Source organism: Mycobacterium sp. D16Q16 (genome assembly GCF_002013745.1).
Classification (GTDB): Bacteria; Actinomycetota; Actinomycetes; order Mycobacteriales; family Mycobacteriaceae; genus Mycobacterium.
Map to the genome: position 1 here is coordinate 41723 of NZ_MAEY01000008.1, position 15843 is coordinate 57565.

Annotated in this window: 18 protein-coding genes and 1 other RNA gene; 9 read left to right on the forward strand and 10 right to left on the reverse strand. The window is 62.4% G+C overall.

All coding sequences use genetic code 11. The features are described 5' to 3' along the window. The gene (gene smpB / locus B4394_RS10280) at positions 1-480 is read left to right on the forward strand and encodes an SsrA-binding protein SmpB (protein ID WP_078296445.1); all 480 of its coding nucleotides are present in this window, start codon (positions 1-3) and stop codon (positions 478-480) included. 1 nt (position 481) lies between these two features. On the opposite strand, the gene B4394_RS10285 is transcribed toward smpB, so the two are convergent. Further along, positions 482-949 (reverse strand): DUF2834 domain-containing protein, encoded by a 468-nt coding sequence (locus B4394_RS10285; RefSeq protein ID WP_078314952.1) that lies wholly within the window; start codon positions 947-949, stop codon positions 482-484. An 81-nt stretch (positions 950-1030) separates the two neighbouring features. On the opposite strand from B4394_RS10285, the gene B4394_RS10290 reads away from it, so the two are divergent. Together B4394_RS10290 and B4394_RS10295 are read left to right on the forward strand one after the other, a co-directional pair. Next, entirely contained in the window at positions 1031-1636 is a 606-nt protein-coding gene (locus tag B4394_RS10290) for a TetR/AcrR family transcriptional regulator (protein ID WP_078308787.1), read from the forward strand. A 54-nt stretch (positions 1637-1690) separates the two neighbouring features. Then, complete coding sequence (locus B4394_RS10295) at positions 1691-3253, forward strand: phytoene desaturase family protein (RefSeq protein ID WP_078314953.1); 1563 nt, start codon at positions 1691-1693, stop codon at positions 3251-3253. On the opposite strand, the gene B4394_RS10300 is transcribed toward B4394_RS10295, so the two are convergent. Beyond that, positions 3250-3819 (reverse strand): hypothetical protein, encoded by a 570-nt coding sequence (locus B4394_RS10300; protein ID WP_078308789.1) that lies wholly within the window; start codon positions 3817-3819, stop codon positions 3250-3252. The genes B4394_RS10295 and B4394_RS10300 overlap by 4 nt on opposite strands. Before the next feature lie 122 nt (positions 3820-3941). On the opposite strand from B4394_RS10300, the gene ssrA reads away from it, so the two are divergent. Next, positions 3942-4310: a transfer-messenger RNA gene (gene ssrA, locus B4394_RS10305) on the forward strand. 213 nt (positions 4311-4523) lie between these two features. Here the strand turns inward: ssrA and B4394_RS10310 are convergent. The 4 genes from B4394_RS10310 to B4394_RS10325 all read right to left on the reverse strand — a co-directional run bounded on the left by B4394_RS10310 (position 4524) and on the right by B4394_RS10325 (position 8242). Beyond that, complete coding sequence (locus tag B4394_RS10310) at positions 4524-6104, reverse strand: GmrSD restriction endonuclease domain-containing protein (protein ID WP_217697767.1); 1581 nt, start codon at positions 6102-6104, stop codon at positions 4524-4526. 374 nt (positions 6105-6478) lie between these two features. Next, positions 6479-6916, reverse strand: coding sequence for an NUDIX hydrolase (locus B4394_RS10315; RefSeq protein WP_139360097.1), 438 nt, complete (start codon positions 6914-6916; stop codon positions 6479-6481). Between the two features lie 237 nt (positions 6917-7153). Next, on the reverse strand, positions 7154-7510 hold the full coding sequence (locus tag B4394_RS10320; RefSeq protein WP_078308790.1) for a hypothetical protein: 357 nt from the start codon (positions 7508-7510) through the stop codon (positions 7154-7156). A gap of 90 nt (positions 7511-7600) precedes the next feature. Further along, entirely contained in the window at positions 7601-8242 is a 642-nt protein-coding gene (locus B4394_RS10325; protein ID WP_078308791.1) for an O-methyltransferase, read from the reverse strand. A 58-nt stretch (positions 8243-8300) separates the two neighbouring features. Here B4394_RS10325 and B4394_RS10330 point away from each other — a divergent pair, with 58 nt between their 5' ends. The 3 genes from B4394_RS10330 to B4394_RS10340 all read left to right on the forward strand — a co-directional run bounded on the left by B4394_RS10330 (position 8301) and on the right by B4394_RS10340 (position 11075). After that, positions 8301-8927, forward strand: a complete 627-nt coding sequence (locus B4394_RS10330) for a TetR/AcrR family transcriptional regulator (RefSeq protein ID WP_078314955.1) — start codon at positions 8301-8303, stop codon at positions 8925-8927. An 18-nt stretch (positions 8928-8945) separates the two neighbouring features. Further along, positions 8946-9374, forward strand: coding sequence for a nitroreductase/quinone reductase family protein (locus B4394_RS10335; protein ID WP_078314956.1), 429 nt, complete (start codon positions 8946-8948; stop codon positions 9372-9374). A 120-nt stretch (positions 9375-9494) separates the two neighbouring features. Beyond that, positions 9495-11075, forward strand: a complete 1581-nt coding sequence (locus tag B4394_RS10340) for an LCP family protein (protein WP_078314957.1) — start codon at positions 9495-9497, stop codon at positions 11073-11075. 5 nt (positions 11076-11080) lie between these two features. Here B4394_RS10340 and B4394_RS10345 read toward each other — a convergent pair whose 3' ends face one another. Next, entirely contained in the window at positions 11081-11557 is a 477-nt protein-coding gene (locus B4394_RS10345; protein ID WP_078314958.1) for a nucleoside deaminase, read from the reverse strand. A 64-nt stretch (positions 11558-11621) separates the two neighbouring features. On the opposite strand from B4394_RS10345, the gene B4394_RS10350 reads away from it, so the two are divergent. Then, positions 11622-12530: a LysR family transcriptional regulator gene (locus B4394_RS10350; RefSeq protein WP_078314959.1), complete on the forward strand. Its 909-nt coding sequence runs from the start codon at positions 11622-11624 to the stop codon at positions 12528-12530. Here B4394_RS10350 and B4394_RS10355 read toward each other — a convergent pair. Further along, positions 12527-13042 (reverse strand): DUF1990 domain-containing protein, encoded by a 516-nt coding sequence (locus B4394_RS10355; RefSeq protein WP_078314960.1) that lies wholly within the window; start codon positions 13040-13042, stop codon positions 12527-12529. The genes B4394_RS10350 and B4394_RS10355 overlap by 4 nt on opposite strands. Further along, entirely contained in the window at positions 13039-13464 is a 426-nt protein-coding gene (locus B4394_RS10360) for a winged helix-turn-helix transcriptional regulator (protein WP_078314961.1), read from the reverse strand. Before B4394_RS10360 ends, B4394_RS10355 begins: the two co-directional genes overlap by 4 nt. Before the next feature lie 117 nt (positions 13465-13581). Here B4394_RS10360 and B4394_RS10365 point away from each other — a divergent pair, with 117 nt between their 5' ends. Then, the gene (locus B4394_RS10365; protein ID WP_078314962.1) at positions 13582-14775 is read left to right on the forward strand and encodes a thiolase family protein; all 1194 of its coding nucleotides are present in this window, start codon (positions 13582-13584) and stop codon (positions 14773-14775) included. A 5-nt stretch (positions 14776-14780) separates the two neighbouring features. Here the strand turns inward: B4394_RS10365 and B4394_RS10370 are convergent. Then, positions 14781-15843, reverse strand: a 1063-nt coding sequence (locus B4394_RS10370; protein ID WP_078314963.1) for a glycoside hydrolase family 183 protein, incomplete at its 5' end; no start/stop codon positions are given.

Here is a 15843-nt window from a genome sequence, read left to right on the forward strand (position 1 = left end):
ATGAGTAAGAAACCGACCGACGGGCGCCAGATCATCGCGTCCAATCGCAAGGCGCGGCACAACTATTCGATTCTCGATGTGTACGAGGCCGGGGTGCAGCTGGTGGGCACCGAGGTCAAGAGTCTGCGCGAGGGTAAGGCCTCCCTGGTGGATGCGTTCGCCACCGTCGATGATGGCGAGGTGTGGCTGCGCGCGTTGCATATCCCGCAATACGACCACGGCACCTGGACCAACCATGCGCCGCTGCGGAACCGGAAGCTGTTGCTGCACAGAGCGCAGATTGATCAACTGGTCGGCAAGATCCGCGATGGCAACCTCACGCTGGTGCCGTTATCGCTGTACTTCCTGGACGGCAAGGTCAAAGTGGAATTGGCCTTGGCGCGCGGTAAGCAGGCGCACGATAAGCGTCAGGACCTGGCCAAGCGGGACGCCACCCGCGAGATCACCCGTGAACTGGGGCGTCGCGCAAAAGGCATGTAGCTCACACGGATTCGAAGACCGTGGCCGGTTGGTGCCTGCGCTGGCGTTCGACGGTGATCAGGTAGAAGGCCCACGCGAACGCGAAACTCGTGAAGAGGCTCGAGACGAAGTAGAGCCATGGACGCCGGATGCCGCGGCGGTACCCGTCGATGATCGTCATCAGCGGCAGCAGAATGACATTGCCGATGGTGTAGTCCTGGCTGGCTGAGCCCGCGGCCGGATTGACGAACATCAGCTTGATGTAGTCGATCCAGCCGGTGATCGGGTTGGACACGTGGTACTCGGCGACGTACCGGATGTTGAAGTACCAGCCTAGCGCGATCGAGGCGATACCGACGACGTAGTACACGATTTCGAGCAGCGATAACGCGGGACCCGTTGCGGTCCGGGCGAATATCGGTCGATTCGACGCGACGATGAGCGCGATGACTGCGATTCCGAGGATCGCGTGGACGACGAGCGACACCATGTCCGGAGCCTCGCAGCACCATCAAGTTTTGTCAATAGTGACATAACTTGTCTTCGGCTGCCGGTGGGGTACCTTTCCAGGATGGTCAGACCTGCTCAGACTGTGCGCAGCGAGCGGACGCGCGCGGCGCTTCGGCAGGCGGCGATGGTGCGCTTTCTTGGCCAGGGTGTCGAGGACACCTCCGTTGACCAGATCGCGGCGGATGCCGGTGTCTCGCTGCGAACCTTCTATCGCCATTTCGAGTCCAAGCACGATCTGCTCTTTCTGGACTACGACCTTGGTCTGCAATGGTTTCGCAGCGCCCTGGATGCCAGAACTCCGGGCGAACCCATCCTGGTATCGGTGGAGTCGGCGATCTTCAGCGCCCCCTACGACGTCGACGCGGTGATCAAGATCGCGACGCTGCGCAACCAGGAGCTCGATCGGGCGCGCATCGTGCGGCATATCCGCCAGGTGGAGGCCGAATTCGCCGAGGTGATCGAGGAGCACCTCGTACGTGATGGTGGCGGCGATGTCAATCCCGATGTGCGCCTGCGTAATACCGTGACGGCGCGCTGTATTGCCGCAGCGGTCTTCGGTGCCATGGACGCGTGGATGCTCGGTGAGGATCACTCGCCCGAGGAGCTCACGCGGCTGAGTCGCACCGCGCTGGATTCGCTGAAGGCGGGAATCGGCGAGACGTCCTGAAACCAAGTTTTGTCACTATTGACAAAACTTGGTGAGCCGTGCCAGCGTGGGGTGATGGCGGACTTCGAAGCAATCGTGATCGGCGCCGGGCACAACGGACTGACTGCGGCGGCGAAACTTCAGCAGTCGGGGCTGCGTACGGTCTGCCTCGACGCCAAGCTCTACTCCGGCGGCATGGCCTCGACGGTGGAGCTGTTCGACGGGTACCGGTTCGAGATCGCCGGATCGGTCCAGTTTCCGACATCCGCCGTGCTGAGCCGTGACCTCGGCCTTGATGCCTTGCCGACGGTCGACCTGGACGTTGTTTCGGTGGCGCTCAGGGGAATTGGCGACGATCCGCTGATCTACTACAGCGATCCGATGAAGCTGTTGACCCATCTCAATGAGGCGCATGGAGCCGAGGCTGTCAACGGCATGGCGGGGATCATGGCGTGGAGTCAAGCGCCGACGAGGGCGCTGGGGCGATTCGAGGTGGGACAGCAGCCGAAGACATTTGACGAGATGTATGCCTGCGCAACAAATGAATTCGAGCGGGCCAGCATCAACGAGATGCTCTTCGGTTCGGTGACCGACGTGCTGGACCGGTATTTCCCCGACAAGGAGAAACATGGTGCGCTGCGCGGGATGCTGGCATTCCTGGCGCTCAACATGACCTATCGCGGCCCGGAAACACCCGGGAGCGCAGCCGCGCTGGCCTTCGGGTTGGCGATGCCGGACGCGACCGCGTTGCAGATGAAGAAGCTTCGTGGCGGCATTGGGGCGTTGACGTCGCATCTTCACGATCACTTCGTCGGGCACGGCGGGGAGGTGCGGCTCCGCAGCAAGGTGGCCGAAATCCTCACCGCAGGCGGTCGGGTGACCGGAGTCGCGTTGGACGATGGATCGACAATCACCGCGCCGGTGGTTGTTTCGTGCGTCGCGCCTGATCTCACCGTGGTGGAGATGCTGGATTCCTCGGTGGTTCCGCCAGATCAGCGTGACCGATTCGCGCGCGTGGATCATCGCGGCAGCTATCTGCAAATGCATTTCGCCCTGGCGGCGCTGCCGGAGTTCGTCGCGCCGTACGAGAGTCTGAACGATCCGCAGATGCAGTCGACGATCGGGATGTACAGCACGCCCGAAGAGCTGCAGGCGCAGTGGGAAGACTGTCGGCGGGGGATCGTGCCCGCCGACCCCGCCGTGGTGTTCCAGATCCCGTCCCTGCACGACCGAGAGCTGGCGCCGGAGGGCAAGTACGCGGCCTCGGCGTTCGCCTTGTGGTTTCCGGTCGAGACCGAGCATGCCCGGTACGGCGAGATGAAGGCGGAGATGGGGCAGCGGGTCATCGACAAGATCTCCCGGCTGGCTCCCAATTTCGGGGACATCGTGCTGCGGCACACCACCTTCACGCCACGGCACATGGGCACCATGTTCGGGGCACCGGGCGGTGACTACTGCTTCGGGTTAGTGCACGCAGACCAGATCGGAGTCAACAGACCGGGGCCACGCGGATACCGCGACCATCCGTTGCCCGTCGAGGGCCTGTACCTCGGGAGCGCCGGATGTCATGGGGGACCGGCGATTTCTTTCATACCGGGATACAACGCCGCCTTGCAGGTGCTCGAGGACGCGCGCTAGAAGGCCCGGCTGCCCGTGGGGGACAGCACGAATCCGTGCGGACTGTCGCCGGTGAAGTTGGTGGGCAGTATGCAGATCGTCTCGCGCTGATCGCTCACGGCGCACGTGATCATCTTGTTGGTGGCCTTGAGGCCGTAGGTGATCTTCTGGCCGGAGGTCAGCGGGCGATAGGCGCTGGGGTCGACGGGCGCCGGGCCGGCCGGTGACGCGTCGGGCCGCGCGACAATCTCCTGCTGGCCCAGATCCGGCATGTGGGTCAGGCTGGCGGCGGGGGTGTTGAGTGAGACCGTGGCGATGTTCTCGTCGCCCGCGACGCCGGGGAGCTTGCCCCAGCACGTGCCCTCGAGGCCGGTGGCCCGGGAGTTCGAGGTGATGCGGCAGCGCAGGCCGTCGGGGGTGAGGAACTGCACACCCGTCGTGGCGTATGCGGAGTACGTCTCATAGGCGGTGGGCTCGACAGGTGCGTAGCCGTCGAGGTTGGGTACCGCCGGCTCGGCGGACGCCTGAGCAGCGAATACGGTCGCACCGGCCACAACGGCGGCGTAGGCACTCGGCAGCATGCGCATGGTGGTAACTCCCCAGGTTTGGCGATTTCCAGCACGCTACCGTGGCATGGCCGGGTAATTCGGTGGCTTCGTGGATCTTCGGCGGTAGGATGGAGTGTCTCACCGATGGTCGGTGGGGTGACGGGGCTGAAAGGTTTCGACAGCGAGTCTCGACTTAAGGGAAGCGTGCCGGTGCAGGCAAGAGACCACCGTAAGCGTCATTGCAACCAATTAAGCGCCGATTCTCATCAGCGCGACTACGCACTCGCTGCCTAAGCGACTGCGTGTCTGTCAGACCGGGAGCGCCCTCGGCCCGGACCCTGGCATCAGCTAGAGGGACAAACCTACGGGTTCGGTCGCGGGGCCCGTAGGGACATCAAACAGCGACTGGGATCGTCATCTCGGCTTGTTCGCGAGACCGAGAGATCCAAGTAGAGGCATAGCGAACTGCGCACGGAGAAGCCTTAATGAACGGCCGTTGGACCCGGGTTCAATTCCCGGCAGCTCCACAAAGAAACGCCCTGGTCAGAGAATCAAAATCTGACTGGGGCGTTTTTACATCAACGCCACATCAACATTGGGGACTGCTGCCGCGGCTTCAGGACTGGTTGCGTGAAGCGACCAGCAAACGCCGAATCAGTACGTTCGACCAAGTCGGCCGACACGCAGGATCTGGTTTAGGGCTAGGTGGTTGTAGTGCAGTCGGAGAGACGTCCTATCACTTCTCATGTCGTTTTCAACCCCATGAGTGACTTGGCATAGTCAGCGAGCGACTTCGCCCGCGCGCGAATGAATGCGTCGTAATCATTATCAAACAGAGAGTTTGGGCATATCGCCGAGACAAGAATGTCGTCGATAGCTTCTGAAGGCATCTTTCGTCTGTAGACGCTGGGAGCATCGCCGCTAAGCACCTTATTGTCCATTGCAGAGATAATCGCAAAATTCGCTAGCCGGTTGATATCTGTGGTACTTCGACCCTTGTCCTTGAGGAAGCTTCTAGGCATTAAATGATGGAATTCTTCGCGATTGTATGCTTGTAGCACTGGTCCAAGATCCACTAAGGAGCCAGATATAAATGAACGCGGTCCTTTATTCGCCAAGAGCAAGATCAACGTCTTAGTGTGAACGGTTCCGATGGTAAAGGCCTGATCGATGAAGTAATCTTCGTCTAAAGAAACTGTGAAAGAGTCAAGTTCTGACGACGCTGTATTTTTTAGCTTCAAAACCTCGTCAATATCACGCTTTAGGTTTCGGAGAACGGCTGCGCTGAATCTACGCGAGAAGCAAGATTTCCAAATCCATCTCTCGATAGCTTCACGTTGCTGACTGCTCAGTTTCACCCCCTTGTTGTCGGTGGTAGCGAAGAAGACTGCTAGCGGGACGAGGAGAGATGGATAAGGTAGGTTCGCGAGTGTCTTTACGTTCAGATTGTTGCGCAGAAAATCTATGGCACCTTTTACGCCATTTTCGATCTCGTCGAACTTTGCCCGGACGTCTGCGCCTTTGAGGCCCATTAGCGTGGCTGGCGATGCATCTTTGGCTACGACAGCGGCGCAACAACGCAGGATCAGATTGGTGTCTTCTGAGATATCGCCGAAGCCGTGTGGAGAGACTTCATCGGCGAGTGTGCGAATCCTCTCCTGAAGGTCGAAATCGTCGCTCCAAGTCCACGCCGAAAGCAATTGGAAAGTGTCTAGTTCCACGCCTAAGCGGTTAACTCGTTCAAAGACGATCGCAACTTTGGCTCTGTCCTCCGTCGCGACTTCCTGTGTCGGAATGGTCGCTTCTTTAAAGTAAGATTGAACAATGTCGATTAGCTTAGCCTGATCTGGCGTCAGATGCTCGGTGGCCTGTCGATAGGCGGTTACGTCAAAAAACGTGCCGATAGGAAAATGCCGTTTCACGTCAATGTCGCCCGGCGCAGGACATACGAACTGGCTTTCTTGTAGGTCTGCCTCCGCGGACATGTCGAAGTAAACTTTCGTCCATGAAGCGTCTTCAACAGGTGTTAGATCGGTCTGGAAGACGCCGAATATCGACGTAAGCCGCTGCTGCCCGTCAAGCACATAGTCGATCGGATACTCAGGTTCAACATCTGGTAACTCGAATGGGCCCAGTTTTCGCTCATGGCTCAGTTTCTCTTTAGTCCGCCACAAGATGAGCGCCCCAAATGGATAACCCTTATAGACCGAATCCATTAGGTAGGATACGCGTTCCGCATCCCACACGAATCCGCGTTGGAAAGCAGGGATTCTGATGGTCCCGTTCTGGACCTGTTCGAGGATCTTCCGGATCGTCAGCGCCACTGCAGCTCCCGTAGCTTGTGTATCTAGCCTGAACGTACTTGCGCACATACGTGTACCACCTCCCGAGGTTGGACACGATGAGTTCGGCGAGTCACAGTTGTTTCGCTCACCCCGATGGGTGCGGCGAGATCTCAGAGAGTGCTTCCAGGTGTTGGCTGCTGTAACGCTGCGGGTTGCGCGGCTCGCGCGGTCGTGGTCGGGCTACCGACCAGCAGTCCTACGGGTAGCCATTGGGAGACTTGCTGGCATAGCAAACAATCGACCAGTGTCGATCGGCTGTTGATGTGATCAACACAGCGCGCGTCTTCCTGGGGGAACTCGCGTAGCTCCACAGAAAGAAGACCCCCCGAACGTTCGGGGGGTCTTCTTTTGTTCTAGGGGGCTGTCAGACCCGTGCTTGGCGCTTGGACAAGAGCGGGGAGTATGTGCTCTGCGAGCAGGGGTGCCAGATCTGTGGGATACGGCCCATCAAGTAACTGCCAGCGCAGTTCCTCGATTTCGGCGGCCGGTTGACTGACCGGTACCGGCGGATGGGCGAACACCGTTGACTCAACATCGAATCCGGGTTCGTTCGCGGCGGCAGCTCTGAAGACCCCGAGCGAGCGCAGTGCCGTCGGCTCCAGATCGATCGACAGCTCTTCGCGGACTTCACGTACGGCGGTTTCCGCTGCGCTCTCGCCCACGTCGGGCTTACCGCCGGGCAACATAAACCGGGTGCTGCCGCGTTTACGGACGGTCAGGACAGCTCCGCGGTTGTCCCGCAGCACTACAGCGCTGACTCGAATGGTGCCCATGGGCTCGCTCGTGCTCACGCCGCCAGCATAGAAGCCCTCAGGGCTCGCCTCCGGATCTGTTGGCCGAGGCATCCTCTGGGCGCTCGCCTCGGCTGACCCACGTTGCCATGGCGGAAGTCCTCCACTTCGGGCGTACCAGCTACCCTGTGGCACTGACGATTTCAGGCATGCTAGTTCCCCAGGGCGGCTAGCGCATCCGATTATTTGCCAACCATCACCGCTGCCATCGCGACCGGATCTCCCGTACGGCTCGGCTCATTTTGCCGCGCGTTTGCATGCCACCGTGATGTAGGCGATCTGGTGGTCCACGTCATGGCTCCAGGTGACACCTCCGCGGGTGCCGGCACCGTCGCCGACGCCGCCACCGGCCTTGGTCTGGGTGGTGGTATCGGCCCACACCGCCGGGCCGATCCGGGTGCCGACAACCGATCCGGCATCCAAGGCACAGTTGCCGATTCGCTCGTACTGAACTTTATAGCCCTGTGACTGGAGCTCGGCGCCGAGTTCGCTGGGTGTCTGAGGTGATTTGGGTCCCGCGGATGCGGGCGCCGCACACAGCAATGCGAACGAAGTGCACGCCGCGGCCGTCAGGCCGAGAGTAGATTTGGACATGCCACACCTTCCTGGAGTGGTTCTGAAGGCGTTGGCGGCGGGAGACTTTGGCGAGACGACCGCCGCCAACGCTTCTGTGAGATTGCGCCGTTACGCACAACGGCAGCTGAGCTCCATGCATTCCCCGATGGGTGAGGCCACACTCACGTAGCCGTTCTCTGGGGTGCGGACGTACTCCAGATATGGCTTGCTGCTTTCGAATCCGACGTTGTCGGCGATGACGAGCGCTCCTGGCGCCAGCTTGTCCTCGAGGATCTTGAGAATGGGCAAGTCGAGGTCGGGCCAGCCGTCTAGCAGCAGAAACTCGATCGGTCCATCAATCGTCTTTAGTGTCTCGCGGGCGTCGCCCTCCAGGATGGTGATGAGGTCGGACACTCCGGCTTCGGCGAAGGTCGCGCGTGAGGCGGTGATCTTCGCGGTGTTCATTTCCGTGGTGATGATGCGGCCGAAACCGTTGTCGCGAACGGCCGCGGCCGAATGCAGGGTCGAGATCCCGTAGGACAGGCCGTACTCGACGATGGTCTTGGGCTTGGTGGCGCGGACCAGGCTGTAGAGGAGCCGTCCGGCATCGGGCGCGACGGGCACGTAGATGTTCTGGAACAGTTCGACGCGCTCCTCGACGGACTTCTCGTGGAAAGTAGTCCGGTCGACGGGGAGTGCATCGCGTGAGGCGTTCTCGAAGAGCCGGTCCACGATCGTGGCGAATTCGGGTTCATGAAGTGTCGTTGTCATATCACCTAGAATAGACGCAACGTCTCGTCTAGTCTAGGGTGGTGATTCGATGAATGCTGTGAGTGAGACGGCGAAGCCCCGCGAGGCCGACGACGCGCGCCGCCATTTCGGAAATCGGCATGGCCGCAGCGAGACCGCGCGTGAGGCCGTCATTCACGCCGCCGACGATCTGCTGGTCGCCAAGGGCTATGCCGGAGTGACCATGGAAGGCATTGCCAAGGCCGCGGGGGTGGCCAAGCAGACCGTCTACCGCTGGTGGAGTTCCAAGGCGGAGGTGCTGATGGACGTCTTCCTGGAAGACGCCGCCTTTCAGTTGGATCCACCCGATCTGGGCAGCCTCGGGGCCGACCTGCGGCACCATCTGGGCGCCACCGCGCGGTTCCTCACGACCGATGATGCTGGCGCGGTGTTTCGGGCTCTCATTGGCCAGTCTCAGCATGACCCGCAGCTCGCGGACGCGTTCCGGGCTCGCTATCTACGCGAACAGCAGGCACGCGATCAGATTCCGTTCACTCGGGCGGTGCAGCGGGGGGAACTGCCCGCGGGCGTCGATGTCGCTCGCCTCGCCGAACAGTTGGTGGCGCCCCTGTACTACCGCGTGATCGTGACGGGGGAGGCGGTCGACGACGGGTTTGTCGAGGGAATTGTTGAGGATTTCATCCGCCACGGGAATAGTGTCAATTAGATTGACATTGAATAGGGCATGACCGAAACGAACCCCAAAGACTTTCATGCGAGCGTGATGGCCCAGATTCGCGAGAACGGCGCCGTTGACGGCTTTCTCGCGCAGTTCGACATGTTGATCCTGCATACCATCGGCGCCAAGTCGGGCGAACCGCGTCAAAACCCGATGGCTTACCAACCGGGCGAAGAAGGTGGCGAGTTTTATGTGTTCGCCTCCAACAACGGACGGGAGAACAGCTCCGGCTGGTACTACAACGCGCTGGCCCACCCGGACCAGGTATCGGTGGAGATCGGCGATGACCGCTTTCCGGTGACAGTGCGTGATGTGGTGGGTGAGGAACGCGACCGGATCTATACGCGCCAGGCGGAACGCTTCGAGAACTTCGCCGAGTACGCGCGCATGACCACTCGAATTATCCCGGTGCTGGGGCTTGCGCGCGCGGATTAGCGAGCGGCCCTGGCAAATTCACACGTACTTCACAGTGGGCGTCGATATGGGACTCGCCGGAGAGTCCGAGGCGTGCTTGCCGTGTTTTGGACCGATTGTCCACAACAATGGTCAACTGTTATGGGCGAGCTGGATTCTGGTGAGGCACAGCGCTGGGTGCTGGAGAAGGGGCGTCTGGTCGTCGGTATCGCTGCGGCATTTGTCATGGCCATCACAGGTTTTGGCTGGGCCGGATACAACACGGCGGTAGGGCAGATCATCACCTCACACGTGTTACCCGGGGTGCTGACTCCTGTCGGCCAAGACCAGAACATCCTGCTCATGGGCCTGGATAGCCGGCTCGACCAGAACGGGCAGCCGCTACCGCAGGATATGTACGACGCGCTGCATGCCGGTGACGAGACGTCCGGTGGGTACAACGCGAATGTGCTGATTGTGGTGCACATCCCGGGCAACGACGGTCCTATCACCGCGGTGTCGATCCCGCGCGACGACTATGTGGACCTGGCGGGCTGCCCCGGGTCGGTGTGCAAGGGCAAGATCAAGCAGGCCTACGGATTTGCCTACCAGCAGGCACTGGACAGGCAGGCCAGCGGTGGTTCGGACACTGCAGGTGCCAACGATCTGACCGCCCGTGAGCAGGCCGCCCGTGAGGCTGGGCGCAAGGCTCAGATCGACACGGTGCGTGACTTTCTGGGCGTGCCGATCGATCACTTCGTGGAAGTGACCCTCGCCGCGTTCTTCCAGATCGCCAAGTCGGTGCAGCCCATCACCGTGTGTCTGAACCACGACACGGTCGACGAGTTCTCCGGCGCCAACTTCCACGAAGGTGTTCAGCAGATCGACGCAGCCCAGGCGATGGCCTTCGTCAGGCAGAGGCGCGACGAGAACGACGGATCGTTCACGGATATGGACCGCACCCGGCGCCAGCAGGCCTTCGTGGTGTCGTTGTTGACCGCGGTGCGCAAGGGTGGAGCGATGTCGAATCCGGCCGCGGTGCGCAACTTCCTGAACGTCGCGCACGAGAACGTCGCGATCGACTCCGGCCTCAATATCGTCGACTTCGCCGCGCGCGCCTCGGCATTGACCAAGAGGCCAATGTCTCTCTACACGCTGCCCATCTCTGACTTTGGCCAGGATCCGAACGGTTCGGACGTCAATATCGTGGACCTCCCGACGATCCGGCAGATCGTCCATGATCGCTTCTTCGCCGATATCGCCCCCGCGCCGCCCACTGCGGCCGCGGTGGTGCCCGCGGCCCCGCTTTCGACGCCCGTGGTGCTCAACGTCGTCAACGCGACGGAGCGCGACGGACTGGGTGCGGCCATCGAAGATGCCTTTACGGCTCGGGGATTCACGCGTGGTCGCGCGACGACGGCCGAGGCGATGTCGACCGAGAGCTCGATTGTCTATGGCGCAGATGCCCAAGAGGGCGCGCAGGCGCTCGCCGATCAACTGCATCTGCCGATGACGGAATCCGGTGCGGTCGCACCCGGAACTGTTCAGCTGACGGTGGGTTCGCAGTTCCCCGCGGACGACTACATCGCCCATCACAGCGCCGGGAAGAAGGGCGACTCGTCAGCGGATGCCAATTCGACCGACGTCTTGACCGCGGTTGCCGCGACGGGAACGGGCGTGCAGGCGCCGGCGCCAACCGACTTGAGCCAGATGGGTGCGGACGGCGTCGCGTGCGTCAAGTGAACTGATCAGCCACCCGCGCGGAAGCGGACGTGCAATGCATGCACATCTCCGGCGAGATCCGGTGCCGGACCGTCGGTCTCAATGCCAGGCGCGACCTCGTTGATGGACAGTGCCGCAACCGGGCCCGGGGGCACGCCGAGGTCGGTGAGCCACTGCGTCAGCTGGGCCGAGGAGCTGGCGTACACAATTCGGCCCAGCCCCACCCATGCGTGGGCGGCCGAGCACATGGGGCAGTGCTCTCCCGAGGTGTACACCGTTGAGGATGCGCGGTCGGCCGGCGGCTGATTCTCAGCGGACCACCGGGCCAGTTCGAATTCGGGGTGGCGTGTCGAATCGCCTCCGCTGACGCGATTGCGGTCCTCGATCAGCACGGTGCCGTCGGGTCCGGCGAGCAGTGATCCAAAGGGCTCGTCGCCGGCATCGAGGGCCTCGGCGGCTAGTTCAATGCAGCGGCGCAGGTGCCGGATGTCGTTGTCGTCCATGGGCCTCCCATCGTAATAGGGGGCAATTATCAGGCGCTTTAGTCGAACCCCATAAACTGTACTTATGCCTCTTCCGCCGGGCACACCCGATCTCGACGTGCTGGACCTGCTGGTGTCCGTCGCCGAGACGGGCAGCCTCGGAGCCGCGGCGCGCCAGCACGGCATTTCACAGCCCGCGGCCAGCATGCGTATCCGCGCGCTGGAACGGCGCCTTCGGTTGGTATTGCTGGAGCGTGGTCCCACCGGGTCGCGGCTTACCGATGCTGGATTGGCCGTCATCGGCTACGCCACTCCGGTGCTCGCAGCGGCGCGAGAGTTCGTCACCGGTGTGGCCGCGCTGCATTCCGGCCAGGCGCCGCGGCTGGTGGTCGCCGCTTCGCGCACCATCGCCGATCATCGGATTCCGTTGTGGCTAACAGCTCTTCGATCACGGCACGCTGATGTCGCGGTGTCGCTGGAAGTGGGCAACACGCAACAGGTCTGTGAGTTGGTGCGGGGCGGTAGCGCGACCCTGGGATTCATCGAGGGGCCGCACGCGCCCGCCGGACTGGGTGGGGAAGTGCTGGGCGCCGACGAGCTGGTCGTCGTGGTGGGGCCCGGACACAAGTGGGCTCGGCGGCGTAAACCCGTGACGCTGCGCGAACTCGCCACCACGCCGCTTCTGATGCGCGAGCCGGGCTCCGGTACCCGCGACACCGTTTGGGAGGTGCTTAGCCAGGTGTGCCAGCCCGCGACGCCGGCGGCAGAACTGGGCTCGGCAGCGGCGATCAAGGCCGCGGCGGCAACGGGTTTGGCGCCGGCGATAATCAGCCGTCTCATCGCGGCCCCCGAACTGTCCGCGGGCACGCTGTGTGAGGTCGCCCTGGCCGACGCGATGGTGTTCACGCGTCAGTTCCGGGCAGTATGGCGGCCGGGTTCTCCGCCGACAGGACCGGCGCGGACACTGGTGGACCTGGCGTCCTCCGTCGATTAGGACGCCAGCGCCCGCAGGTAACGACGACGGAAGACCCGTTGCGCCATCAGGAGTATCGGGAAGACCCCCCGCCAGAAGCCTGATGGGGCGGCCCGCGTCAGCGAGCGCAGCGTGAGAAACACCGTGCCGTTGCCATTCTGGTGCACGATGAATGCCTCTTCGCCCGATACGGGATGGCCCGGTAGCGTGCCGTACGCAAACCCGCAGCGGTCGTTGGTGTTGGCCACGGCCACGATGCGCACCGGCTCGTGAATGCTGAACCGGCCCCATCCGAAGCTGATCTGGAACTCGGCGCCCTCGCTCACGGTCACCTCCGGATTCACCCGGAAGCCGCTGCGCCGCTTGACACCCCACGCCAGTACGGCCTGCGAAGCCTTTCGCCATGCCTCATCGCCGCGTCCGATGGGGACTGTCTGTTCGAATCGTCGCAGACCGGATGGTGTGGGAGCCCAAGTGCTTTCGCCTGGGCAGGTAGCCCCCGCGGGCCCGTAGGTGAGAGGCCTGGAGCTCATCGCACCCTGCCAAGCCGTCGCGATGTGAGATCGTCGAACGTCACTGCCTCTCCACAATTCTCACAGGTGGGCTGGACACGCAGTACCGACCCGCATCGGTGTTCCCAGACGCTCGGTGGGGGGCCCTGTGTGACGAACGTGTCTCCCCATTGCATCAAGGCGAACAGCACCGGCCGAAGGGCGCGCCCCGATTCGGTCAACAGGTATTCGTAACGGGGAGGGCGCTCTTCGTACTGGCGCTTTTCCAGGACGCCGGCATCCACGAGCTTGCGCAGGCGGGTGGCCAGGATGTCACGGCTGGCGCCGGTGTTGCGGACGATCGCGTCGAAGCGTCGATTGCCCAGCATGATCTCGCGCAGGGCCACCAGGGTCCAGCGTTCCCCGATGACGTCAAGGGCATTGGTTATCGAACAATCTCTCATAGTCGTGAAATCCAACTTAGCACGTTATGCACTTGATCACACTTAGTTGTGAATTCCAACTGACTGAGCGTATACCGGCAGGAGAGGAGTTCAACGATGAATCCAGGAGGCATTGCCATGAGAGACGCAGTGATTGTCGACGCGGTACGGACACCCGTGGGCAAGGGAAAGCCGGGTGGATCGCTGTCTGGCCTGCATCCGGTCGATCTGCACGCTCATGCCATTCGCGCGCTCATCGAGCGCACCGGGATAGACCCGGCCCTCATCGATGACGTTATCAGCGGTGCGGTCGGACAGGTGGGGGAGCAGAGCTCCAACACGGCACGGTGGGCGGCACTGGCCGCCGGGTTGCCCGAGACCGTCCCCGCGGTGACCGTCGATCGCCAATGTGGCAGCAGCCAGCAAGCCATTCACTTTGCCGCGCAAGGGGTCATCGCCGGGGCCTACGACGTGGTGATCGCCTCGGGTATCGAGTCGATGAGCCGGGTCCCCATGGGCAGTCAAAGCCTGGGTAAGGACTTCTTCGGCCCCGAGATCGCCCACCGCTACCCGGAAGGGCTTGTTCCGCAAGGCATCAGTGCCGAGCTGATCGCAGCGAGATGGAAACTGTCGCGCGAGCAACTGGATGCCTTCGCCGCCGAGAGTCATCGTCGTGCCGCTCAGGCCTGGTCCGAGGGCAGATTCGCGCGCGAAGTGGTGTCGATCAAGGCGCCCAATGCGGACGGCGAGTTGATCGAGGTGGCCGCTGACGAATCGGTACGGCCATCGACCACCGTGGACATCTTGGCCGGGCTCAAACCTGCTTTCCGTAATGAATTGTGGGAGCAGCGCTTCCCTCAGATCGACTGGAGGGTCACGGCGGGCAATTCCTCGCCGATCAACGATGGCGCGTCGGCGGTGCTCATCACGTCCAGTGAGACCGCCCGGCGGCTCGGACTCACCCCACGGGCCCGCGTGCACTCGGTCGCGGTGGTGGGCGACGATCCGTTGTACATGCTTACCGGAGTCATCCCCGCGACCGCGAAAGTCCTTGACCGTGCGGGATTGTCGTTGGCGGATATCGATGCCTTCGAGGTCAACGAGGCCTTCGCGTCGGTGGTTCTGGCCTGGCAAGCAGCAACCGGTGCCGACGTGTCCAAGGTCAACATCAACGGCGGAGCCACCGCCATCGGGCACCCGCTGGGTGCCAGCGGCGTGCGGCTCATGACCACGCTGGTGTCGGTGTTGGAGCAGACTGGTGGGCGCTATGGCCTGCAGACCATGTGCGAGGCAGGCGGTTTGGCCAACGCGACCATCATCGAGCGGTTGTAGCGCCGTTACGGAAGGGTGGTGCGCATCAACATGACGTTGTACGCCGACCACAGGGACAGGTTGAAGTACAGCTCCTTGCCGGTTGTCCACGGATGCAGGTACGGCGCGTAGGGCCCGCCCGGCATCTGTGACTCGGTGACGAGAATCTGTGGCGGGCTCCACGGGCCCTGCGGGGCGGGGGAGGTGGAGAGCAGGACATCGCCGGACTTGTCGCCGTACATCACCAGGTATTTCTTGAGGTAGGTGTTGTATTGCGCGGACATCTCGCCGACCGGGCCGGAGATGATCGGAGTCGCCGCGTTGGGATCGCCCGGTATCCAGGAGCCCCGGTCGGTGTTCCAGAACTCATGCTTGGCGGCGTCGGGCAGGTTCCCGGGCAACGCGCGTGATACGAATCCGGATCCGCTTCGCCCGGAAGGGGTTCCGAAGATGTAGATGTATCCGTCGTTGCCCTTGACGTAGGCGGCCTGCTGAAAGTTCTCATTTCCCGGGGTGAACGGGACCTGGCTGATGGCGTCGGGGGATGCGGGACGGACACTCTGGGGGAACGTCTTCCAGTTCTGTCCGTTGTCATTGGACACCGCGGTCGCCGAGTAGTTGGTGGTCCATTCGCCGGCGCTGTCCCAGCTCTTGATGGACATGTAGTTCATGTACTGGGTGCGTCCGACGGAAATGGCGGCCGTGGGAATGATGCCGCGTTCCTGGGCGGCCCACTTGATGGGCGGGATGATCTGCTTGGAGTAGCCGGGGCGTGACTGCGGGGAACCGGCATACGGGTTGGAGGTCGATCCCTCGGCCACCGCGAGACCGCGCGAGAGCGATTTGTCCTGAGTGCGCAGCAGGGTGTTGTACCGCCACTGCTGGCTTCTCATTCCGCAGTATCCGTAGGTGTCGCCAAAGGCCATCAGAACCTGGCGGCCGGCGGAATCGCCGTTGTCCCACATGATTCCGAGGTCGGTTCCGGAGATGCTGAACTTCTGAAGTGTGTTGGCGCCGGTGTCGACACCGGTGACCCAGCCGACGACGGAGGTGGAGGGGGAGACGGCGGCTTCGGGGGCAGGGCCGACC